Source organism: Mesorhizobium sp. M1252, from assembly GCF_040318265.1.
Taxonomy (GTDB): domain Bacteria; phylum Pseudomonadota; class Alphaproteobacteria; order Rhizobiales; family Rhizobiaceae; genus Mesorhizobium.
Window position 1 is genome coordinate 362,447 of sequence record NZ_JAMYLX010000002.1, and the last position, 20,800, is coordinate 383,246.

Here is a 20,800-nt window from a genome sequence, read left to right on the forward strand (position 1 = left end):
TTTAGTGCCCGGAGTGGCTGGACGTCTCGCAATCATGCCTGGGCGAACGTCACGCGATCGAGCAGCAGATGCGAGATCGCCGTGAAGCGGACGCCCTCGACCTTCGACGAGACGATGCGGCTGTATTGCGAGAAGTAGCTGATGATCAGCGGCGTCTCGTCCAGCAGCAAGGTCTGGATCTTGCCCGCGGCAAGGCGTTGCGCCTGAAGGTCGCGGGCCTTGCCGTATTCGAGCAGCAACCCGTCATAGGCCGGGTTGTTGAAATGCGCCGCGTTCCAGGCGCCCGAACTCTTCAGCGTCGCATTGAGGAAGATGTCGGGCGTGCCGCGATGGCCAAAATCGGTAATGCCGAGATTGGAATCGAGCCATGGCGACGAGCCGAACTTCGCCGAGCCATAATAGGCGTCCTGCGGCAGCACGTTGAGCTTGATGTCGATGCCGGCCTTCTTGGCAAAATTCTGGATCAGCACGGCATAATCGGGAATGTCATAGGCGCGCTCGGTGGTCAGCGTCACCGGGAAGCCGTTCGGCACGCCGGCTTCGCCAAGCAGGCGCTTGGCCTCGGCGATGTCCTGCTTGCGCTGCGGTACCGACGGATCGGCCGAGGGGAAGATCGGCGCGAACGGGGTGTCGTTGCCGACGATGGCGCGGCCCTTGAGCAAGCCCTTGACCACCGCCTCGCGGTCGATGGTGAGCGCCAAGGCGCGGCGGATGCGCTTGTCGGTGAACGGCGCCTGGTCAGTCCTCAGATGCACCTCGTCATGCGAACTTGCCTGCACGCTGAGCAGCTTGAAGTTGGGATTGCCCTCGATCGCCAATTCCAGCCGGGTCGTGCTCGGGATGACGTCGAGCTGGCCGGCCTGCAGCGCCAGCACCTGCGCCTGCTCGTCGTCGAAGAACTTGATTTCGACGCGGTCGGGCAGCGCCTTGTCGCCCCAATAATCAGGGTTGCGCACGAAGCTGGCGCCCTGCTTGGGGCGGAAGGATTCGAGCTTGAACGGGCCGGTGCCGTTGAAATTCTTCTCGAAATCGCCGGCATAGTCGGCCGGCAGGATGACGGCATTGTAGACGTCGGACGAGACATAGAAGGGGAAGTTGCTGTTGGGCCCGTCGAGATCGAAGGCGACTGTCTGGTCGTCGACGACCTTGGCGCCGCCCTTGGACAGGATGCCCTTATAGGCCGACAACGCGGACGAACCGCTGGCCGGATCGACCAGCCGCTCGAAGCTCGCCACCACATCCTTGGCGGTGACGGTGCGGCCGTCGTGGAATTTTACGCCCGGCCGCAATTTGAAGGTCCAGCGGCTGGCGGTCTCGTCGGCCTCCCACGACAGAGCGAGCTTGGGCTGCAGACCGTCCTTGGGATCGTCGAGGATGAGATATTCGCCGACCTGGCTGATGACGCCGATGCTGGCCGGATCGGTGATGGAGACGGGATCGATCGCCTTGGTCGGCTGTCCGAGCCCAACGCGGACCGTGCCGCCGGCGCCGGCAGCGCGCGCCGTGCCGAAACCAGCAAGTCCCTGCGAGGCGGCAAAGCCGGTGAGGCCGATCAAGGCTGCGTATTTCAGCAGATCGCGGCGCTTGAGGAAGCCGGCCTGGTGCTCATCGACGGCGACGTTCCAGATGTCGCCGGACAGATTGCGAAGCGTATTGATGTCGTTGCGTTTGGTCATTTTGAAACCCCTGTCTGAAATGACTGTTGAATGGCTTAAGCGACTGGTTCGCCGTCGAGATGGATGCGGTCGACGGCTTGCGGGTAAAAGGCGATGAGGCCCCTGATCTTGGGCATTTCGGCAATGGGATCGCGGTAGCTCCAGGCGACATCGGGGCTCACCGAGCCGTCGGCGCGCCGGCCCGACCAGTAGGAGGCGATGCCTTTGTAGGGACAGCGCGTCGTGCTGTCCGAGTCGACCAGACGGTCGAGCCTGACATCGTCCGGATGCAAATAGAAACGCGTCGGCAGATGCGTTTCGAACAGCAGCACCGGGCGATGGCTGTCGGCGATCACTTCGCCGTCGAACCAGATCTGGACATGGCTTGAACTCTGCAGAGCGTCGATGCGGGCGTATGGGTCGCGGGCGTGGACGAAGACTTCTTCCTCCTCCTCGAACCATTGGTCGACCGCTTTCCAGGTGAAGGCGATGCGGCCGGCCAGTGGCGACAGGCTTTCATCCTGCGGCGCGACAAACGACCAGGCCGCATTGGGAGAAGCTTTCGATCCCGTCTCCAGGTCCCAATAGGTGGTTTCGCCGCCGACTGGATGCGGCTGGCGATGCTCGGACGGCTTCAAGAGCGAGCGGTCCACCGAGGAGGCCGGGAAGAAATAGATCGGCAGAAAATGGTTGGAGCGCAGCACCAGGACGTTGCGGCTGTCGGCGATGGTGCGGCCGGCGAATTTGACCCGAATGCGCTTGGGGCTGTGCAGAACATTGATGAGCTGCGGAGCCGTGGCTTCGCGGGGCTGAAGTTTTGGCGCTGCGGTCATATCAGTTGCCCCAAGTCAGGATACGGCGCGCACATTGTCGCGCTGTTCGGCGAAGCGGTTGGCCGGCCGAGCCAGGCCGAAACGATCACGCAGCGTCCCCGGCGCATATTCGGTGGGGAATACGCCGCGGCGCTGCAGTTCCGGCACGACCTGCTCGGCAAAATTCACCCAATCCTCCGGGAGCAGCGGGAACATCAGGTTGAAGCCGTCGGCGGCACCTGCCTCGAACCAGTCCTGCAGCTGATCGGCGATCTGGTTCGGTGTGCCGACGACGGTCGGCACCGAACCGCTGTTGGCGAGCTTGCGAGCGATCTCGCGCAGAGTGAGGTTCTGCTTCGACCATTCCTTGACGCGATTGAGCGAGGTGCGGCCGCCATTGAAGGTGCTCTCGTCCGGCAGCGGCGGCAGCGGGCCGTCCGGCGGATATACGGAGAGATCGACGCCGCTCCAGCTCGAGAGAAGGTCGATGCCGACCCGATCGGGAAGCAAGCTCTGCAGATACTCCTGCCGCTCGCGTCCCTCCGCTTCGGAAGCTGCGACGATCGGCAGGATGCCCGGCAGGATCTTGAAGCTCTCGGGCTTGCGGCCGTAACGGGCGAGGCGCTCGTTGATGTCCTGCCTATATTTGATGCCGTCTTCCTTGGTGCTGTAGATGGCAAAGTGCGCATCGGCATGCGCGGTAGCGAAATTCTTGCCGTCTTCGGACGAGCCGGCCTGGACGATCAGCGGATGGCCCTGCGGCGGGCGCGAGACATTGAGCGGTCCGCGCACCTTGAAGTGCGGGCCCTTGTGGTTGATCGCATGGACCTTGTCGGGATCGGCGAAATAGCCCGATGCCTTGTCGATAAGCAGGGCTTCGTCTTCCCAGCTGTCCCACAGTGCCTTGACGATATCGAGGAATTCGGTGGCGCGCTCATAGCGAAAGGCGTGCTCGATATTGCCGTCGCGGCCGAAATTGCGGGCCTCCTCGTCCATGGCCGACGTCACCACATTCCAAGACGCCCTGCCCTTGCTGATATGGTCGAGCGAGGCAAACATGCGGGCGACATTGTAGGGCTCGCTGTAGGAGCTTGAGGCGGTGGTGATGAGGCCGATATGCCTGGTCACGCCGGCAAGCGCCGACAACAGCGTCAGCGGTTCCAGGCGGGCATTGGCGTAATGGGCTACGCCGCTCTGTACGGAATCCCAGATCGCAACATGGTCGGCGACGAAGATCGTATCGATCCTGGCGCGCTCGGCAGACTGGACGAGATCGCGGTAGAAGTCGAAGTCGAGCACTTCGCGGCCGGGCGCGTGCGGATGGCGCCATGACATACGATGATCGCCCTGCGGGTTGAAGAAAAACGCGCTGAGGATCATGTGGTCGCGTGCCATGTCGGCCTCCTTGCAGAACTGCTCCAAGGGACCGTCGCGACGCCTCGACCGGCTGCGACAATCTCTCCTGAGCGATGAAAGGTAGATTGCGCTCCAGCTTAATTCGAGTAATTTTATAGAGATTGTGCGGCGCGAAAGCGGAAGCGATTGCCCTCGAAGACCGCGCCGAAAGAAAGTGGTTTCAGCAAGACATGTCGTCATCGGTTCTGAACGTCGAGCAGCTCACCGTCGCCTATGATGGACGCCGGGGATCGCATCCGGCCGTCAACGGCGTGTCGCTCGCCATCGGCGAAGGCGAAGCGCTCGGCCTTGTCGGCGAGTCCGGATCGGGCAAGAGCTCGGTGGCTCTCGCTATTCTGCGCTATCTGCCGCGCAACGCCCGGATCGCCGCGTCGGCGCTCGAATTCCAGGGTCGCGAGATCCGCAGTCTCTCCGGCGAGCAGCTTCGCCGGCTAAGGGGCGATCGCATCGCGGCTGTCTACCAGCATCCAGGTGCGGCACTCAATCCGGCCATGACGATCGGCCGGCAGATCACCGAAACGATCATGCGGCATCGCCAGGTTCGGCAGGACGAAGCACGCACCCGCGCCGCCGAACTGCTGAGCCGTGTCAGGGTGAGCAATCCGGAACGGGTGCTCGATCTCTATCCGCACGAATTGTCGGGCGGCATGCAGCAGCGCGCCAACATCGCGATTGCCATTGCGCTCGACCCGTCGCTGCTGGTGCTGGACGAGCCGACGACGGCGCTTGACGCCAGCGTCCAGTCCGAGATCGTCGCCATCCTGCAGGACTTGCGCCGCGATCACAAAACCAGCGTTCTGCTGATCAGCCATGACATCAACATGGTCCGCCGGGCCTGCGATCGGGTGGCCGTGATGCAGTCGGGGACGGTGGTCGAAAGCGGCATCGCCAACGATGTCTTCGAGAACCCTGTTCACGCCTACACCAAGGCGCTGATCGCCTCGATCCCGGCGCTCAACTTCACCAAGCGCGACGGCAGGCTGGCCGAGATGCACACAACCAGCCCGTCGAAGCCTGTCCGCAGCGATCAACCGGAAGCCGCACGTCCGATCGCCGTCGCCTGCAAAGGCATCAGCCACGCCTTCGGCTCCCAGGCCGTCCTGCACGATATCGACCTGGAGATAGCCCAGGGCGAGACGTTCGGGCTGATCGGCGAATCCGGCTCCGGCAAGTCGACATTGGCAAGGATCGTGACTGGCCTCCAGACGCCGGACGCTGGGTCGGTCGAGCTGTTCGGCAGCACTGTCGCGCCGCGCGTCGAGAAAAGAAGCCTGAGCGAACGGCGCGACGTGCAGATGGTGTTCCAGTCACCCGACCGCACGCTCAATCCGCGCCAGCGGATCGGCAGGATCCTCGGCCGTCCGCTGCGGCGGCTCGCCGGCTTCGGCCGCAGCGAGGTGAAGCAGCGTGTCGCCGATCTCCTGGCCTCGGTTCGTCTTGCCGCTACGACCGTCGACCAGAAGCCGAGATCGCTGTCTGGTGGCCAGCGCCAACGTGCGGCGATTGCGCGCGCCTTTGCCGGCGTGCCGAAGCTCGTGGTGCTGGACGAGCCAACCTCTGCGCTCGACGTTTCCGTGCAGGCGACCGTGCTCAATTTGCTCAACGACCTGCAGCGCGACAAGGACACCACCTATCTGTTCATCAGCCACGACCTCAGGGTGGTGCGCTATATGGCTGACCGGATCGGCGTGCTTTATCGCGGCCGGCTGGTCGAGACCGGCTCATCCGAGCAGATTTTCCGTGGCCCCAACCACCCCTACACGAAGCTGCTTCTGGCCGCCTCCTCGGATGAGACGGCGCCGAAGGCTCCGGCTCAGCTCGACGTCGCGGCACACGATGCCGAGACCTCCGGATGCTCCTTTGCCGCCCGCTGTCCTGTCGCGCTGCCCGATTGCCGAAAGGCGCAACCACCCGTCAGGCGGGCCGGCGACGGTCATCTGATCGCCTGCTGGAGAGACGCAAGCAGTCTCTGACTGCGAAGCGGGCAACTGACAAGCCTGCCTTCGAGGAGATGTCCCCCGGCCGATGCGGCCGGAGGACAGGCTTGGGAGGCCTGATCAGTTGGCGACCTTGCCGCAGGTCGTCAGAGCGTCTTGCGGCGTGCAGATCTCGGTGCCGGTCTTGATGAACGGTTCGACCGTGCCGCCCTTGCTCAGTTTGTCCAGCGCCATGATGGTCTCGAAGCCCATGTCATAGGGGCGCTGGCCGATATTGTAGTGGCTGAGGCCGGCGGCGAGCAGCGGCAGTTGCGGACCGAAATTGTCGCCGAACACGACCACCAGATCCTTGCTGTCGAGGCGCGCCTTCAGCGGTGTCATCGCCTGCTTGTAGGCTTCCGGCGCGTATTGCGCCCAACCGCCGACTGCAACGAAGGCGCTGAGATCGGGATTGTTGGTCATGACGTCGCGCACCTGCTGGGCGGCAAGCGTGATGTCGTCATTGTTGTAGACCGGGCAGCCCGCCGGCTCGGTCCAGCCGTTCTGGCCGGTCAGCGTCTCGATGCCCTTGTCCTTGGTGACGCCGGCCAGCGTATCGCGAATGCCTTGCACGCGCGCCTTGAGGTTCTCGGAAGCCGGTGCGCCGGACTGGATGCACACGGTGCCGTCCTTCTTGTGGGCGAGCACCTTCTGCGCCAGCGCCACGCCGAACTCGTAATTGTCGGTGCCGATGTAGGTCGAGCGCAGGCCGGCATCTTCCGGCAGCACGTCGGTGTCATAGGTGACGACCGGAATGCCCTTTTCCTTGGCCATCTTCATGATGCGGGCCATGGCTTTCGGATTGCCGGCCGAAATGCCAAGGCCGGCGACGCCACGCGTGACCATGTCCTGCGCGAGCTGCACTTCCTTGGCCTCGTCATATTCGGTCGGCCCGATATAGGTGCATTTGACGTCGCCGAGCTTCTTGGCGGCGGCTTCGCAACCGGCTTGGATCGGCGGGCTGAAGGCGTTGTTGAGAACCTTGAAGACGAGCGCGAATTCGCGCTCTTCGGCATTGGCCTGGACGGCCGTCATGCCGATTACAAGGCAGGCGAGGGAAAGCGTAGTTCCTAGCGTTTTCGAAAGCGACATTGTTTCCTCCATTTGGTTCGCCGTGACGTGTCCGCTCGGTTTCTGTTGGAGCATGATCTTTTCCGAAACCGGTTTCTACTTTTGCGGTCGCTGACCTTCGGTTCAGGATCATGCTCTTAGCGTCGCACAGAGCGGATTCTTTCCAGGAGGACGGCTGCAAGGATGAAGCACCCCACAAACGTGCCCTGCCAGAACGGGTTGACGCCTGCCAGAAGCAGCGCGTTGCGAATGGTTTCGACGAGAATGGCGCCGATGCCGGCGCCAAGTGCCGAACCGAAGCCGCCGGTCAGCGAAGCGCCGCCGATCACGGTCGAAGCGATGACCTGCAACTCGTAGCCGGTGCCGATCGAGTTGGTCACTGCGCCGAGCCAGCCGACGAGGAAGATTGCCGTCACCGCAACCATGAAGCCGCTGAACGCGTAGGCCGAGATCTTGATCAGATCGACGGGAATGCCCGACAGCCGCGCGGCCGGCTCGTTGCCGCCAATGGCGAAGAGATAGCGGCCCCAGCGCGACATGGTCAGCAGGAAATGCAGGACGATCACGCCGATGATCAGCGCATAGACCACATTGGGCAGGCCGAATGTGTAGCCGCCGCCGAGCGCGACGATCGCCTCGCTTGCCCGGCCGAATTCGTAGAACACCTGGTTATTGGTCAGCACCAGTGCCAGGCTGCGGCCGATCGACAGCGTCGCCAGGGTGACGATGAACGGCGGCAGCTTGACGTAGGCGATGATCGTTCCGTTGACGGTGCCGCACAGCACGCCCATCGCCAGCGTCGCCGCGATGCCGACGACCAGTGGCATGTCGGCGTTGAGCACGATGCCCAGCGTGACGCCGCACATGCCCAGGATCGAACCGACCGAGATATCGATGCCGCCGCTGATGATCACCGGCGTCATGCCGATGGCCATGATGCCGATGAAGCAGGCATTCTGGAAGATGTTGAGCAGATTGCCAGGGGTGGCGAATTTCGGCGCGATCATCGACACGACGAGGCCGAGCACCAGGATGGCAAGCGCGATCCAGGTTTCCTGAGCCAGAAGCACGCGGTTCAACAGCGTGCGGCTCGACCCTTTCAGAAGGTCGATCTCCATTCCGGGATGGTCGTCGGGGGCGCTCATGGCATGGCTCCGTGGCGGGGCTGTTTCAGGCGGTCTGGATGGCGCCGGTGATCAGGCCGGTCACTTCCTCGGGGCTGGATTGCGCGATCGGCTTGTCGGCGACCTTGCGGCCGCGGCGCATCACCACGACCCGGTCGCAGACCTCGAACACGTCAGGCATGCGATGGCTGATCAGGATGACCGAGAGGCCCTGGTCCTTCATGCGGCGGATCAGGGCCAGCACTTCGGCGACCTGCCTGACGCTGATCGCCGCCGTCGGCTCGTCCATCAGCACGATCTTGGATTTGGCCAGCCGGGTTCGGGCGATGGCCACCGCCTGCCGCTGGCCGCCCGACATGCGCACGACGAGATCGGCGGGCCGCGTCTCCGACTTCAACTCGCGGAAGATCTCGGCCGAGCGCATGTTCATGCTCTTGTGGTCGAGCACTTTCAGCGGCCCAACCTGCTTCATGATCTCGCGGCCGAGGAAGACATTGGCCGAAGCCGTCAGATTGTCGCAAATCGCCAGGTCTTGATAAACGACCTCGATGCCATGCCTGCGTGCATCCGCAGGCCCCGATAACAGCACCGGCTTGCCTTCCAGGACATAGGTGCCTGATGTCGGCTGGAAATTTCCGGCGATGGTTTTGACCAGCGTCGATTTGCCGGCGCCATTGTCGCCCATCAGGCCGAGAACCTCGCCCTCGTTGATGTCGAGCGAGACATTGTCCAGCGCGCGGACGGCACCGAAATCCTTCACGATGTGTTCGAGACGCGCTAGAACCGGCATCGCATCCTCCCATGCCAATTTGTAAGTTTCTGATACAAATCATCGTTTGAAACTTGGGTCAATGGGCCTGGGGATGCTGAATATTTGTTGCAATGCACCCAACCTTGGGCCTTTCAAACCGCCTAGAAATTCTATTAGTATGATAATCAAACAAATTGTGGAGAACGACGTGCTGGTGTCGACCGATCTTCGGCCGAACGAAACGCGGGCACTTGCGGCGCTGTTTCGTGTCGGCGCGTTGAGCCGAGCGGCGCTCGCACGCGATCTCGGCCTGACCCGGTCGACCACCGGCGCCCTGGTGCTGGGGCTGACCGAAGCCGGTCTGGCGCGCGAGCGGTCGGATGGAACGGACGACGAGCAGGATAGCGAGGGTCGGGTCGGCCGTCCCGGTATCCTTGTCGAGATCGACGGCAATGGCGGCTTCTTCCTTGGCGCTTATATCGGCGTCAACTGGATCGCAGCCGTGGCTGTCGACCTTGCCGGCGCGCGGCGTGCGAGCGCCTCTAGGGCATTTGCCGGCCCCGGTAGCACGCCCGAAGCCGCGGTCGACATCATCGGGGAACTCGTCGCCGAGATCCGCTCACAATTGCCTGCGGGCACGCGCCCCTACGGGCTCAATGTCGCCGTGCCCGGCTTCCCCGCCGCCGACGGGATTTCATACCATGCCACCATCCTTGGCTGGCACGGGGTCAATCTGGCGGAGCTTTTGCGCACTGCCTTTGGCGCGGACTTTCCGATCCTCTTGGAAAACGATGCCAATGCCGTGGCGGTGGCCGAGACATACCGGGCGCAGCCGGGCAAGGACCATGAGGATGCTCTGGTCATCCTGATCGAGAACGGCGTTGGCGGCGGCATCATCAATGCCGGCAGGCTGCATCGCGGCCGGCTCGGCGGCGCCGGGGAAATCGGGCATCTGCGCATCGGCGACGAAGGTTTTGTCTTCGACGCGAAGCGCCCGGGCCGACTGGAATCCTATGTCGGCAAGGATGCTTTACTGGCTCGCTATTTGCACATAAGCGGACTGCGCGCCGGCGTGGATGAGTTTGTCGCAGCGCTGGCCGGCGGCGATCCGGCAGCCGTTGCCACCGCGCGCGACTGGGCGCTCTGGTTCGGCCGCGGCCTGGCGACACTTGCCTGCACCTTGCAGCCGGAGCGCATCATCCTCTCCGGCTCGGTCAATGCGGTCTATCCCTTTGTCGCCGAGCAGGTGGAAGCTTTCTTGCTGGACTTCCTGGCTGAAGGTTACCCCGTTCCCACGGTCGAACTGTCGCGCGTCGGGGCCGACGGTCCGGCATTGGGCGCTGCCTGTCTGCTGCATCAGGCAGCTTTGTCGGGCGATCCGCAATTTCAACTTCGCGGCCTCGCCGCGCGCTAATCAGGAGAGATTCAATGCCTCGCAAAGACGAAAAGCGGCTGCGTGTCGGCGTGCTCGGCTGCGGTCCGATTGCCCAGGCGGCGCATTTCGAATCCTGCACCAAGGCACGCAATGCCGATCTCTATGCCATTTGCGATGTCGCCGACGATCTGCGCGACAGGATGGCCGCGACCTACGAGCCTGAAAAATCCTATGCCGACTACGGCCTGATGCTGGCCGATCCCGATCTCGATGCCGTCATCATCGCGACATCGGACATTTTTCACGTCAAGGCCGCGGAACTGGCGCTCGATGCCGGCAAGCATGTGCTTTGCGAAAAGCCGCTGGGCGTTTCGGTCGAGGAGGTCGAAGGCTTGCGGGCCACGCTCGACAAGAGCGGCAAGGTGCTTCAGGTCGGCCATATGAAGCGCTTCGATCCCGGCATCCAGGCGGCAAAGGCTTTCGTCGACGACGAAATGGGCGAGCGGCTGGCGTTCAAAGGCTGGTACTGCGACAGCACCCACCGCTACCCGATGACCGATGCAGTGCAACCGCTGATCATCACCAGCGCCAAGGCGCGCAAGCCTGCCGTCAATCCCAAGGCGGATCTGCGCCAATACTACATGCTGGCGCATGGCAGCCATCTCCTTGATACGGCGCGCCATCTGCACAGGTCGATCGAGGCGGTGGAGGCCCGGCTCACCGAGCGCTATGGCGCCTATTGCTGGTTCATCACCACCATCTTCGCCGACGGCACGATCGGCCATCTCGACCTGACGGTCGCCGTGCGCATGGACTGGCACGAAGGGTTCCAGATCTACGGCGAGAACGGCAGCGTTCTCGCGAAGACCTATAACCCCTGGTACTACAAGAGCAGCGAGGTCGACATTTTCCGCGAGGCCGATGGCAGTTGGCACCGGACGCTTGGCGCGGATGGCCACTTCTATCGCCGGCAGCTCGAAGGCTTTGCCGATGTCGTGCTAAATGGCGCGCCGATGATCGGCGCCGGCATCGAGGACGGCATCGCCTCGGTCAGGGGCATGGCGGCCATCGCCCGCTCGGCCGCTGCCGGCGGCCGCGCCGTCCGTCTGGCCGATGTCGACGGGGTCGTGTGATGCAGCTTGGGATTTTCGCCAAGACCTTCGCCACCACCGGCGCCTTGCCGGTGCTGCGCGCGGTCGCGGACGGCGGCTACACGGCGGCGCAGTTCAACATGGCGTGCCTTGGACTGCCGTCGATGCCGGACAGCATTGAGCTCGGCGCGGCCCGGTCCGTCGCTGAGGCGAGCGGCGAGGCCGGCGTTTCGATCGCGGCGGTTTCGGGAACCTACAACATGATCCACCCGGATCGCACGGTTCGCATCCAGGGACTCGCCCGGCTTGAGGTACTGGCCGCGTCATGCGCCGATATGGGCACCCGTCTGATTACGCTGTGCACCGGCACAAGGGATGCGCAGGATCAGTGGCGCTGGCATCCCGACAATGCAAGCGAGGCGGCATGGAGCGATCTGCGGACGGAGATGGAAGCGGCGATCGCGATTGCCGAGCGCTTCGACATCGAGCTTGGCATCGAACCGGAACTGGCCAATGTCCTCTCCAGCGCCCGGGCCGCACGCCGCCTGCTGGACGAAATGAACAGCACGCGGCTGCGCATCGTGCTCGACCCGGCCAATCTGTTCGAAGTGGCCGACAGCGCGGAGCGTCATCGCCTCATCGGCGAAGCCATCGATCTGCTGGCCGCCGAGATCGGCATGGCCCATGCCAAGGACCGCCATGCCGATGGCAGTTTTGCCGCAGCCGGAAAGGGCGTGGTCGACTTCCCACATTTCATCGGCCGCCTGAAGGCTGCCGGGTTCGACGGCCCCTTGATCACACATGGCCTGACAGAGGCCGAGGCGCCAGGTGTCGGCGCCTTTCTGCGCACCGTACTGGAAGAGAGCGAGCTCGCGTGAAAGAGACCTTCAGCCGCGATGGCGTCGACCTTGCCTACCGGGACGTCGGCGCCGGGCTTCCCGTCATCTTCCAGCATGGGCTGGGCGGCGATGAGGCGCAGGTCGCCGACGTGTTTCCCGATCTGCCGGTGACCCGGCGCGTGACGCTCGAATGCCGTGGCCAGGGTGGATCCGGCTACGGGCCTGTCGAGCAGCTTTCGATCGCGACGTTTGCCGAGGACGTCGATGCACTGGCCGACGATCTCGGCCTCGGCCCGGCCGTCGTCGGCGGCATCTCGATGGGCGCGGCGCTGGCGCTTCGCCTGGCGGTGCACAGGCCGGCGCGGGTGCGGGCGCTGGTGCTCGCCCGGCCTGCGTGGGTATCCCAGGCTGCACCGGCCAATATGAGGCCCTATGCCGTGGTCGGCGATCTCTTGATGCGGCATTCGCCCCAAGACGCCAGGCGTCTGTTCGATGACAGCGCTGTTGCCGGCGAACTGGCCAGATTGGCGCCGGACAATCTCGGCAGCCTGCAAGGCTTCTTCACTCGCCCGGACCCGGTTCTGTTCGGCAGGCTGCTTTCGGCGATCGCCGGCGATGGTCCCGGCGTGAGCGAGGCGGACATCCGCGCTATCGCGGTGCCGACTCTTGTCATCGGCCATGACCATGACCTCGTCCATCGACTGGACGACGCACAGACGCTGGCCGGACTCATTCCGTCGGCCCGGCTTTGCACCATCACAGCCAAATCGCAGGATCGCGCCGCCTACCGGCTGGAATTCCGCGCCTGTCTTTCGGAATTCCTGGAACCGCTCGCATGACCGACAAAACGACGGATGAGACCATCGCCGTGGTCGAGATCGGCGGCACGTCGGTCAAGGTTGGCTTTGCCGATCGCGGCCACCCGGTGGATTTCGCCCGCACCTACCCGACCGCGCAACTGCGCAAGGGCGCGCCGGTGGCGGGGTTGGCCGATGCGGTCACCGCAGCCTGCCGCGATGCCGGGCTCAAACCTGCACGGGTCGTTGCGACGGTGCCTGGGTTCATCGACCGCGACTTCGACACGGTGCTGCACACGGCCAACATTCCCGAACTGAACGGCATCCGGCTGGGTACGGAACTGGCATCGCGGCTCCGCGTTCCCGTGCGGCTCGAACGCGACGTCGTGCTGCAATTGCTGGGCGAAAGCGTTGCCGGCGCGGTGAAGCGGCAAAAGGAGGTGCTGGCGGTCTATCTCGGCACCGGCATCGGTGCGGCCTATCTCGGCAAGGACGGCATTTTCAGGGGCGGCGGCTGGGCGCTGGAAATCGGCCATATGCCGATCTACCGGCCTGACGAAAGCGGACCGCCAAACCGCGTCGAGACCTATGCCTCGGGGGCAACGCTTGTCGACCTTGCCGCGGACTACGATATCCCGGTGGCCGATCTGTTTTCGGCGGCCGGGCAGCCGCCATCGCTGCGCGAATGGCTCGACGAAATCGTCTGGCAGCAGGCGGTGGCCGTCGCAACCGCAGCCGCCCTGTTTTCCCCGCAGACGATCCTGATCGGCGGCGGTATCGTCGACATGAAGTCCTATCCCCGCCAGACGCTCAAGCAGCGCATCGCGGACAGCCTGCCGCATTCGCTTGTTGTAGAGCCTCTGGACATACGCTGGGCGGCCCTGGGCTGGCAGGCGGCGATCCATGGCGCGGTGCTGCTCGGCGCGGTGTGATCGCCGTGATTGCTGTCGGCGAAGGATTACTTGATCGTCTTGCCGTCCGCCCCAAACCGGTATGTCTTACCCGGCTCGGGCGTTGCATACAGCGTCGCACCGGGCTCGGCGTCGTAGACACCGAAAATGCGCACCGTGATCAGCCCGGCCTTTTCGCAGTCGAGATAGAGGTTGGTGTCGGCGCCGAGATGTTCGGCGTGCACTACCGTTCCCTTCCAGGCACCGGACCTTGGATCCACGGTCAGATGCTCCGGCCGCACGCCGATCGTCTTGGCCGTCTCGCCCAATCTGGCGCCGTCGATGAAATTCATCTTCGGCGAGCCGATAAAGCCGGCGACGAACTCGTTTGCCGGCGAATTGTAAAGCTCCATCGGGCCGCCGATCTGCTCGATCTGGCCGGCGTTGAGCACGACGATCTTGTCGGCCAGCGTCATCGCCTCGACCTGATCATGGGTGACGTAGATCATCGTTGCCTTCAGCCGGCGATGCAGCTGCGCGATCTCCAGTCGCGTGTTGACGCGAAGCGCAGCGTCGAGGTTCGAAAGCGGCTCGTCGAAGAGAAACAGTTTCGGCTCACGCACCACGGCGCGGCCGATGGCGACGCGCTGGCGCTGGCCGCCCGACAGTTCCGCCGGCCGCCGCTCGAGATACGGTTCCAGCGACAGCATCGACGAGGCGACGCCGATGCGGCGTTCGATCTCCGGGGCGGGCGTGCCGGCCTGCTTGAGGCCGAGGCCCATATTGTTCTTCACCGTCAGATGCGGGTAGAGCGCGTACGTCTGGAACACCATGGCGATGCCGCGTTTTGCCGGGGGCGTGGCCGAGACATCGGCGCCGTCGATCACCACCCTGCCGGAGGTCGAATCCTCCAGCCCGGCGATGACCCTGAGCAAGGTTGACTTGCCGCAGCCAGATGGGCCGACGAAGACGACGAATTCGCCGTCGGTCACTTCGAGGTTGATGCCTTTCAGCACCTCGACCGGCCCGAAGGCCTTCTTCACATTCTCGATTACCAGCGAGCCCACGGCTTCGTCCTTGTTCTAGAGTTTGCCCTACTAGAGCTTAACTGGGGCGCCGCTGCGCACGCTCTCATCGGCGGCAAGGCAGACGGCGAGCGATTTCACCGCGTCGTCCATGTGGCGGGTCAGGTCGATGTCTTCCCGGATCGCCTTCAGCACGAAGGCCTGTTCGAGGTCGCAGAGATCCTGGTGGCCGGGTTCGCCGTCCATCGACAGCATCTCGTCCGGCCTGGCGAACTTGCCGTCCGCACCCGTCGCAGCGCTGTGCAGGCGGATGGTCGAGGTCTTGGTGTGGGTGTCGATGTCGTCCGACTTCACACCTTCCTTCATGACGATCGACACGCAGCCATTGGGCGACATCACGTCCTTCACGAAGAACGCCGTTTCCGAAATCATCGGTCCCCAGGCAGCTTCGTACCAGCCGACCGAACCGTCATCGAACAGCACCTGCAGATGGCCGTAATTGTACATGGTCGGCGCGATTTCCTCGGTCAGCCGCAGCCCCATGCCGCGCACCTCGACCGGCTTGGCGTCGGTGATCTGCAGCATGACGTCGAGATAGTGCACGCCGCAATCGACGATCGGCGACGTCGTCTGCATCAACTGCTTGTGCGTCTGCCAGGTCGGGCCTGACGATTGCTGGTTGAGGTTCATGCGGAACACGTAAGGGCCACCGAGCTTGCGCGCCTCGGCGATCAGCCTGACCCAGGACGGGTGGTGGCGCAGGATGTAGCCGATCACCAATTTTCGGCCATTGGCCTTGGCCGCGGCGACGACGCGCTTGGCGTCCGCCACCGTCGTTGCGAGCGGCTTCTCGACGAAGACGTGGCAGCCGGCCTCGAATGCCTTCACCGCATAGTCGGCATGGCTGTCGGAATAGGTGGCGATGCAGGCGACATCCGGCTTTTCATCGCGCAACGCGTCGTCGAAGGAGCGCCTGATGCCATAGCCCGACAGCCCGTCCGGTAACGGCACGTCGGAGCGGTTGATCAGGGCCGCGATCTCGAAGCCCGGATTAGTGTGGTAGGCCAGCGCATGGCTACGCCCCATGTTACCGAGGCCTGCGACGACGACGCGAAGGGGCGATTTAGAGGTCACCTAACTACTCCAGATGTTCCAGTTGTTCCTTCTGAGAGGGTGTCACCCCACCCGGCGCTTCGCGCCGACCTCCCCATCGAGGGGAGGTAGGACGTTGGCGCGAACACCCTCACTGCCAAAGAAGCTTCTCCGAAAGTCGCCCTTTGGTGGTCGTGAATGAAGCCACGACCTTTTACCTCCCCTTGATGGGGAGGTCGGCGCGCAGCGCCGGGTGGGGTGAAGGCTCCAGCAGAGATTTGTAGGGCTCCGCTCACTTGACGGCTCCGGATGTGATGCCGCGGATCAGCTGCCGCGAGAAGATGACGTAGAGGGTCAGCACCGGCATGATCGCCAGCGAGAGTGCGGCCAGGATGGCGTTCCAGTTGGTGACGAACTGGCCGAGGAACAACTGCGCGCCGAGCGTCACCGTCTTGGTCTCTTCCGACGGCGCCAGGATCAGCGGGAACCACAGATCGTTCCAGATCGGGATCATGGTGAAGACGGCGACCGTCGCCATCGACGGCCGCACCAGCGGCAGCACCAGCCGGAAGAAGATCGTGTATTCCGACAGGCCGTCGATGCGGCCGGCATTCTTCAGATCGTCGGACACCTGCTTCATGAATTCCGACAGGATGAAGACGGCCAGCGGCAGCCCCTGCGCGGTGTAGACCAGGATCAGCGCCGTCAGCGTGTTGACCAGCCCGCTCGCCACCATCAATTGCAGGATGGCGACGGTGCCGAGCCGGATCGGGATCATGATGCCGAGCGCGAGGTAAAGCCCCATCAGCGTGTTGCCGCGGAAGCGGTATTCCGAGAGCGCGAACGCCGCCATCGCGCCGAACAGAAGCACGAAGAACAGCGAGGCGACGGTGACGACCAGGCTGTTCTGGAAATAATGGATGAAGTCGCCCTGGCCGATCACCGTGGTGTAGCCGATCAGGTCGAAGGTTTTTGGCGTCGGCGGCGTCAGCGGCTCGCTGAAGATGCCGGCGCGCGATTTGAACGAGTTCATGATGACCAGGATCACCGGAAACAGCGCGATCGCCGTGTAGGTCAACAGGATCGCGTGGGCGCCGATGGTGCGGGGCAGCGAACGGGTGGCGGTGCTCATTGGAAGGTCTCCTGACGAGCGATGACTGTTGAGGTCGGCACCAAGGCACCCCCCTCTGTCCTGCCGGACATCTCCCCCGCAAGGGGGGAGATCAGATGCCGCGACTGCTTTCGCCAATCGCCAACGTTGCAAGACGAGCGGCAAGGCCAGAGCTGCCAATCTCCCCCCTTGCGGGGGAGATGGCCGGCAGGCCAGAGGGGGGTGTTCAAGCTCGACATCTCGCCCCTCAGAACTGGTAGCGACGCAGGCGCGTCTGGACGAGGAACAGGTAGACGCAGACGCCGCCGAGGATGATCAGGAACATCATCGTGGCGATCGCCGCGCCCATATTGGGATCGCCGGTCTGCAACTGAAAGCCGAAGAAGGCGCGGTAGAGGAAAGTGCCCAGAATATCGGTCGAATAGTTCGGGCCGGCGAGCGCCCCTTGCGCGGTGTAGATCAGGTCGAAGGCGTTGAAATTGCCGACGAAGGTCAGGATCGAGATGATGCCGATCGACGGCAGGATCAGCGGCAGCTTGATCTTCCAGAACTGCGACATGCCGGTGATGCCGTCACATTCGGCCGCCTCGATCACCTCTTCGGGGATCGACAAAAGGGCTGCATAGATCAGCATCATCGGGATGCCGACGAACTGCCACACCGAGATCAGGCTGAGCGCGGTCAGGGCATATTGTTCTTTGCCGAGCCACGGCGTGAACAGGCTTTTCAGGCCGACCAGATCCATCAGATGCGGCGCCACGCCCCACAACGGCGACAGGATCAGTTTCCAGGCGAAACCGACGATGACGAAGGACAGGATGGTCGGCACGAAGATCGCGGTGCGGTAGAAGGCGGCGAATCTCAGCCTCGGGCTGGACAGCAATGCCGCCAGCATGACACCGATCGGGTTCTGCACCACCATGTGGATGATGAAGAACCAGGTATTGTTCCGCAGCGCGTTCCAGAAGCCGACCGACCAGTTGGGGTCGCCGAACAACGTACGGAAATTGGTGAAACTGACGAACACCTGATGCTGATCGACATTGCGGAACAGCGACAGCTGCAGCGTGCCGGCGAGCGGCAGGATCATGATCGCCGTATAGACCAGCAGCGCCGGCGCCAGGAAGACGCCGATATGCCAGCGGAACGGTCGTTTCGGTCGTGTTTGTGCGGCCATGAGTGCGGTCCCCGCCGATCAGGTTTAGCAATGCCTTCGACGGCAGCGCTGCCCCTCACCCTTACCCTCTCCCCGTGAAGGACGGGGAGAAGGGGCGCCTGCGTTTCGGCTGATCCTTCTCCCCGTCACTATACGGGGAGAAGGTGCCGGCAGGCGGATGAGGGGCGGCGCCGTCGTTCGTAGTCGATGATGCTATCGAAAAACGCAGGGCCGTCCACTTGGGGCCCTGTCTGTCTCTGAGCTTACTTGCCCGGCTTGTACCAGCTGTCGAGGCCGTCCTGCAGCTTCTTGGCCGCAGCTTCCGGCGTGTCGGTGCCGTTGATGACGTTGGCCGATTCAACCCACGTCTCGTTTTCGAGGTTCGGCGTGCCGCGCGACAGGATCTGGTAGGTCGAGCGGATCGTCGACTTGCACTTGTCGCGCCAGGAGACGAATTCCTGCGCCAGCGGGTCTTCCATCTTCACCGGGGTGGAATTTAGGCTGAAGAAGCCCGGCAAAGCGTTGGCGTAGATGGTGGCGAAGTCCGGCGAGGCGACCCAGGACAGGAAGGTCTTGGCCGCGTCGGCATTCTTCGACGCCGCATTCAGGCCCATGCCGATATCGGTATGGTCGGAGATGTAGCAGGTGTCGCCGGCCTTCTCGACCGGCGGCGGGAAGGCGCCCATCTTGAACTGCGCCTGGGTGTTGAACAGGCCGATCTCCCACGATCCCGCCGGGTAGATGGCGGCGCGGCCAAGCGTGAACAGGTTCTGGCTGTCCGGATAGGTCTGGGCCTCGAAGCCGTCGCCGAGATAAGGCTTCCACTTGGCCAGTTCCTCATAGGGAGCAACCCAGTCCTTGTCGGTCAGCTTCTGGTCGCCCTTGATCAGCGCTGCGCGGCCCTCTTCGCCCTTCCAGTAGTTCGGACCGATGTTCTGATAGCCCATGGTCGCGGCTTCCCAGAGGTCCTTGGTGCCCATAGCCATCGGGATGTAGGTGCCGTCGGCCTTGATCTTGTCGAGCGCGGCGAAGAACTCGTCACGCGTCGTCGGCACCTTGAGGCCGAGCTTGTCGAAGGCGTCCTTGTTGTAGATGAAGCCGTGAATGACCGAGGCCATCGGGACGCAGAAGCTCGCCTTGCCATCGTCGGTCTGCCATGCCGCCTTGGCGACCGGTGAGAAGTTCTCCATGCCGGGCAGCGAAGACAGATCGGCAAGGTTGCCCTTCTTGAACAGTTCGAGCGATTTGTCGAACGGGCGGCAGGTGATCAGGTCGCCAGCCGAGCCGGCGGCGAGCTTGGCGCCGAGTGCGGCGTCATACTCGGTCGGCGCCGACGGTGCGAACACCACTTTGATGCCCGGGTTCTTGGCCTCAAAAGCCGGGATCAGCTTGTCCTTCCAGATGGCAAGGTCGTCGCCGCGCCAGCTTTCGATATTGAGCGTTACGTCATCGGCGTGAGCCAACCCGGCGGTGCCGAGAATGCTGGTGCCGAGAAGCAGTGCCGTCAGTAATTTCGTTGTCATGCTAGTCTCCCTGTTGACCTTTTTCAGGTTCGGTTTTGAGAACAGGGGCCTTCGCGCCCTTGTTCCCCTCGATCGCGGAAAGGGCCGGCCGCAGCTTCTGGCCGGTCCCTTCCAGTATCTTCTCGGCCGCAACGGCGTTGGCAGCGCCGGCGGCGAGCAGAATGGCTGTCTTGACGACGCCGCCGCTCGCTTCGAGCAGCCGCACGGCGTCTTGCCGGTCGCGGCCGCTGATAGCGGCGACGATGCGAGCCGCGCGGTCGCGCAGCTTGATGTTGTCGGCGGTGAGATTGACCATGTAGCCGTCATGGACATGGCCGAGATGGATGGCGGTAAGCGTCGACAGCATGTTGAGCGCGATCTTCTGGGCAGTGCCGGCGCCCATGCGCGTCGAGCCGGCAATCACCTCCGGTGGCGTCTCGAGCAGGATGGCGACGTCGGCCAGCCTGAGCAGGGGCGTGTCCTTGTTGTTGGCAATGGCGATGGTTGCCGCGCCCCGGCTGCGCGCATCCTTCAGCGCCTGCACCGCATAGGGCGTCGAGCCGCTGGCCGAAATCGCGATCAGGCAGTCGCCCTTGCCGATGCCGGCGCCGGCAATTGCCGTCGCGGCTTCGTCGGTGTCGTCTTCCGGTCCGCCGGCCAGGGTCTTGAAAGCGTCGTCGCCACCGGCGATGAGGATGGCGATGCGTTCGCGCTTGATGCCGAAGGTGCCGGGCAACTCCAGCGCGTCAGCCAGCGCCATCAGGCCGGAGCTGCCGGCCGCAGCATAGGCGAGCTTGCCGCCGCCGTTCAGCCGCCCGGCGATGATTTCGGCTGCGGCGGCGATGGCGGGAATGGCGTCGCGCACAGCCTTGGCGGCCTCGATCTGCGCATTGACCAAAGAAGAAAGGATGGCGTCCGGGGCCTGGATGTCCAGTCCCTCGGCATTGCTGTGAAGCGCTTCGGTGCGCGGTTCGGCCATCCCTGTCCCTCCGATGGAAGAACAATACCAAAAAAATACCACTTGTCCACACGCATTAACGAAATTGCGAACTGGAAATCGTTGAGCCGGCAAAATTTCCGGGTTTTTCAACCTGATACGCCTTAATCTTTTTGAAAC

Annotated in this window: 18 protein-coding genes; 6 read left to right on the forward strand and 12 right to left on the reverse strand. The window is 63.6% G+C overall.

Annotated elements, in window-relative coordinates:
• Positions 1–32: 32 nt before the first annotated feature.
• The 3 genes from NKH22_RS05255 to NKH22_RS05265 are packed head-to-tail and all read right to left on the reverse strand — an operon-like array spanning position 33 to position 3,862.
• Positions 33–1,676 carry an ABC transporter substrate-binding protein gene (locus tag NKH22_RS05255; RefSeq protein WP_023668830.1) on the reverse strand — a complete coding sequence of 548 codons (1,644 nt, stop codon included), beginning with the start codon at positions 1,674–1,676 and terminating at the stop codon, positions 33–35.
• Positions 1,677–1,711: 35 nt separating this feature from the next.
• Entirely contained in the window at positions 1,712–2,488 is a 777-nt protein-coding gene (locus NKH22_RS05260; protein ID WP_023725876.1) for a DUF427 domain-containing protein, read from the reverse strand.
• Positions 2,489–2,503: 15 nt separating this feature from the next.
• Positions 2,504–3,862 carry an LLM class flavin-dependent oxidoreductase gene (locus tag NKH22_RS05265; RefSeq protein WP_352909086.1) on the reverse strand — a complete coding sequence of 453 codons (1,359 nt, stop codon included), beginning with the start codon at positions 3,860–3,862 and terminating at the stop codon, positions 2,504–2,506.
• 191 nt (positions 3,863–4,053) lie between these two features.
• Between NKH22_RS05265 and NKH22_RS05270 the strand changes: the two genes are divergently transcribed.
• Positions 4,054–5,856 (forward strand): dipeptide ABC transporter ATP-binding protein, encoded by a 1,803-nt coding sequence (locus NKH22_RS05270; RefSeq protein WP_023822110.1) that lies wholly within the window; start codon positions 4,054–4,056, stop codon positions 5,854–5,856.
• Positions 5,857–5,940: 84 nt separating this feature from the next.
• Here NKH22_RS05270 and NKH22_RS05275 read toward each other — a convergent pair whose 3' ends face one another.
• From NKH22_RS05275 to NKH22_RS05285, 3 genes are all read right to left on the reverse strand, one after another.
• The gene (locus NKH22_RS05275) at positions 5,941–6,951 is read right to left on the reverse strand and encodes a sugar-binding protein (RefSeq protein WP_023822109.1); all 1,011 of its coding nucleotides are present in this window, start codon (positions 6,949–6,951) and stop codon (positions 5,941–5,943) included.
• Between the two features lie 116 nt (positions 6,952–7,067).
• The gene (locus NKH22_RS05280; protein WP_031198520.1) at positions 7,068–8,048 is read right to left on the reverse strand and encodes an ABC transporter permease; all 981 of its coding nucleotides are present in this window, start codon (positions 8,046–8,048) and stop codon (positions 7,068–7,070) included.
• A gap of 52 nt (positions 8,049–8,100) precedes the next feature.
• Entirely contained in the window at positions 8,101–8,844 is a 744-nt protein-coding gene (locus tag NKH22_RS05285; RefSeq protein WP_023822108.1) for an ATP-binding cassette domain-containing protein, read from the reverse strand.
• 139 nt (positions 8,845–8,983) lie between these two features.
• Between NKH22_RS05285 and NKH22_RS05290 the strand changes: the two genes are divergently transcribed.
• The 5 genes from NKH22_RS05290 to NKH22_RS05310 are packed head-to-tail and all read left to right on the forward strand — an operon-like array spanning position 8,984 to position 13,839.
• Entirely contained in the window at positions 8,984–10,219 is a 1,236-nt protein-coding gene (locus NKH22_RS05290; protein WP_023746608.1) for an ROK family transcriptional regulator, read from the forward strand.
• Between the two features lie 14 nt (positions 10,220–10,233).
• Positions 10,234–11,313, forward strand: coding sequence for a Gfo/Idh/MocA family protein (locus NKH22_RS05295; RefSeq protein ID WP_023822107.1), 1,080 nt, complete (start codon positions 10,234–10,236; stop codon positions 11,311–11,313).
• The gene (locus tag NKH22_RS05300; protein ID WP_023725883.1) at positions 11,313–12,149 is read left to right on the forward strand and encodes a sugar phosphate isomerase/epimerase family protein; all 837 of its coding nucleotides are present in this window, start codon (positions 11,313–11,315) and stop codon (positions 12,147–12,149) included. Before NKH22_RS05295 ends, NKH22_RS05300 begins: the two co-directional genes overlap by 1 nt.
• Positions 12,146–12,949 carry an alpha/beta fold hydrolase gene (locus tag NKH22_RS05305; RefSeq protein ID WP_023822106.1) on the forward strand — a complete coding sequence of 268 codons (804 nt, stop codon included), beginning with the start codon at positions 12,146–12,148 and terminating at the stop codon, positions 12,947–12,949. The genes NKH22_RS05300 and NKH22_RS05305 overlap by 4 nt, the downstream gene beginning before the upstream one ends.
• Positions 12,946–13,839 (forward strand): ROK family protein, encoded by an 894-nt coding sequence (locus NKH22_RS05310; RefSeq protein WP_023822105.1) that lies wholly within the window; start codon positions 12,946–12,948, stop codon positions 13,837–13,839. Before NKH22_RS05305 ends, NKH22_RS05310 begins: the two co-directional genes overlap by 4 nt.
• A 26-nt stretch (positions 13,840–13,865) precedes the next feature.
• Here the strand turns inward: NKH22_RS05310 and NKH22_RS05315 are convergent, their stop codons facing one another.
• From NKH22_RS05315 to NKH22_RS05340, 6 genes are all read right to left on the reverse strand, one after another.
• The gene (locus NKH22_RS05315; RefSeq protein WP_023668840.1) at positions 13,866–14,864 is read right to left on the reverse strand and encodes an ABC transporter ATP-binding protein; all 999 of its coding nucleotides are present in this window, start codon (positions 14,862–14,864) and stop codon (positions 13,866–13,868) included.
• 30 nt (positions 14,865–14,894) lie between these two features.
• A complete protein-coding gene (locus tag NKH22_RS05320) occupies positions 14,895–15,956 on the reverse strand; it encodes a Gfo/Idh/MocA family protein (RefSeq protein WP_023729667.1) in 1,062 nt (353 codons plus the stop codon).
• A gap of 250 nt (positions 15,957–16,206) precedes the next feature.
• The gene (locus tag NKH22_RS05325) at positions 16,207–17,046 is read right to left on the reverse strand and encodes a carbohydrate ABC transporter permease (RefSeq protein WP_023668842.1); all 840 of its coding nucleotides are present in this window, start codon (positions 17,044–17,046) and stop codon (positions 16,207–16,209) included.
• A gap of 226 nt (positions 17,047–17,272) precedes the next feature.
• Positions 17,273–18,202, reverse strand: a complete 930-nt coding sequence (locus tag NKH22_RS05330) for a carbohydrate ABC transporter permease (RefSeq protein WP_023822104.1) — start codon at positions 18,200–18,202, stop codon at positions 17,273–17,275.
• 242 nt (positions 18,203–18,444) lie between these two features.
• Positions 18,445–19,704 carry an ABC transporter substrate-binding protein gene (locus tag NKH22_RS05335; protein WP_023711281.1) on the reverse strand — a complete coding sequence of 420 codons (1,260 nt, stop codon included), beginning with the start codon at positions 19,702–19,704 and terminating at the stop codon, positions 18,445–18,447.
• Position 19,705: 1 nt separating this feature from the next.
• Positions 19,706–20,662 (reverse strand): N-acetylmuramic acid 6-phosphate etherase, encoded by a 957-nt coding sequence (locus tag NKH22_RS05340; RefSeq protein ID WP_023822102.1) that lies wholly within the window; start codon positions 20,660–20,662, stop codon positions 19,706–19,708.
• Positions 20,663–20,800 lie beyond the last annotated feature (138 nt).

Bases quoted from the DNA above. Each gene is read 5' to 3' on its own strand.
- NKH22_RS05255 (WP_023668830.1), bottom strand. From the start codon at position 1,676: ATGACCAAACGCAACGACATCAATACGCTTCGCAATCTGTCCGGCGAC.
- NKH22_RS05260 (WP_023725876.1), bottom strand. From the start codon at position 2,488: ATGACCGCAGCGCCAAAACTTCAGCCCCGCGAAGCCACGGCTCCGCAG.
- NKH22_RS05265 (WP_352909086.1), bottom strand. From the start codon at position 3,862: ATGGCACGCGACCACATGATCCTCAGCGCGTTTTTCTTCAACCCGCAG.
- NKH22_RS05270 (WP_023822110.1), top strand. From the start codon at position 4,054: ATGTCGTCATCGGTTCTGAACGTCGAGCAGCTCACCGTCGCCTATGAT.
- NKH22_RS05275 (WP_023822109.1), bottom strand. From the start codon at position 6,951: ATGTCGCTTTCGAAAACGCTAGGAACTACGCTTTCCCTCGCCTGCCTT.
- NKH22_RS05280 (WP_031198520.1), bottom strand. From the start codon at position 8,048: ATGGAGATCGACCTTCTGAAAGGGTCGAGCCGCACGCTGTTGAACCGC.
- NKH22_RS05285 (WP_023822108.1), bottom strand. From the start codon at position 8,844: ATGCCGGTTCTAGCGCGTCTCGAACACATCGTGAAGGATTTCGGTGCC.
- NKH22_RS05290 (WP_023746608.1), top strand. From the start codon at position 8,984: ATGATAATCAAACAAATTGTGGAGAACGACGTGCTGGTGTCGACCGAT.
- NKH22_RS05295 (WP_023822107.1), top strand. From the start codon at position 10,234: ATGCCTCGCAAAGACGAAAAGCGGCTGCGTGTCGGCGTGCTCGGCTGC.
- NKH22_RS05300 (WP_023725883.1), top strand. From the start codon at position 11,313: ATGCAGCTTGGGATTTTCGCCAAGACCTTCGCCACCACCGGCGCCTTG.
- NKH22_RS05310 (WP_023822105.1), top strand. From the start codon at position 12,946: ATGACCGACAAAACGACGGATGAGACCATCGCCGTGGTCGAGATCGGC.
- NKH22_RS05325 (WP_023668842.1), bottom strand. From the start codon at position 17,046: ATGAGCACCGCCACCCGTTCGCTGCCCCGCACCATCGGCGCCCACGCG.
- NKH22_RS05330 (WP_023822104.1), bottom strand. From the start codon at position 18,202: ATGGCCGCACAAACACGACCGAAACGACCGTTCCGCTGGCATATCGGC.
- NKH22_RS05335 (WP_023711281.1), bottom strand. From the start codon at position 19,704: ATGACAACGAAATTACTGACGGCACTGCTTCTCGGCACCAGCATTCTC.
- NKH22_RS05340 (WP_023822102.1), bottom strand. From the start codon at position 20,662: ATGGCCGAACCGCGCACCGAAGCGCTTCACAGCAATGCCGAGGGACTG.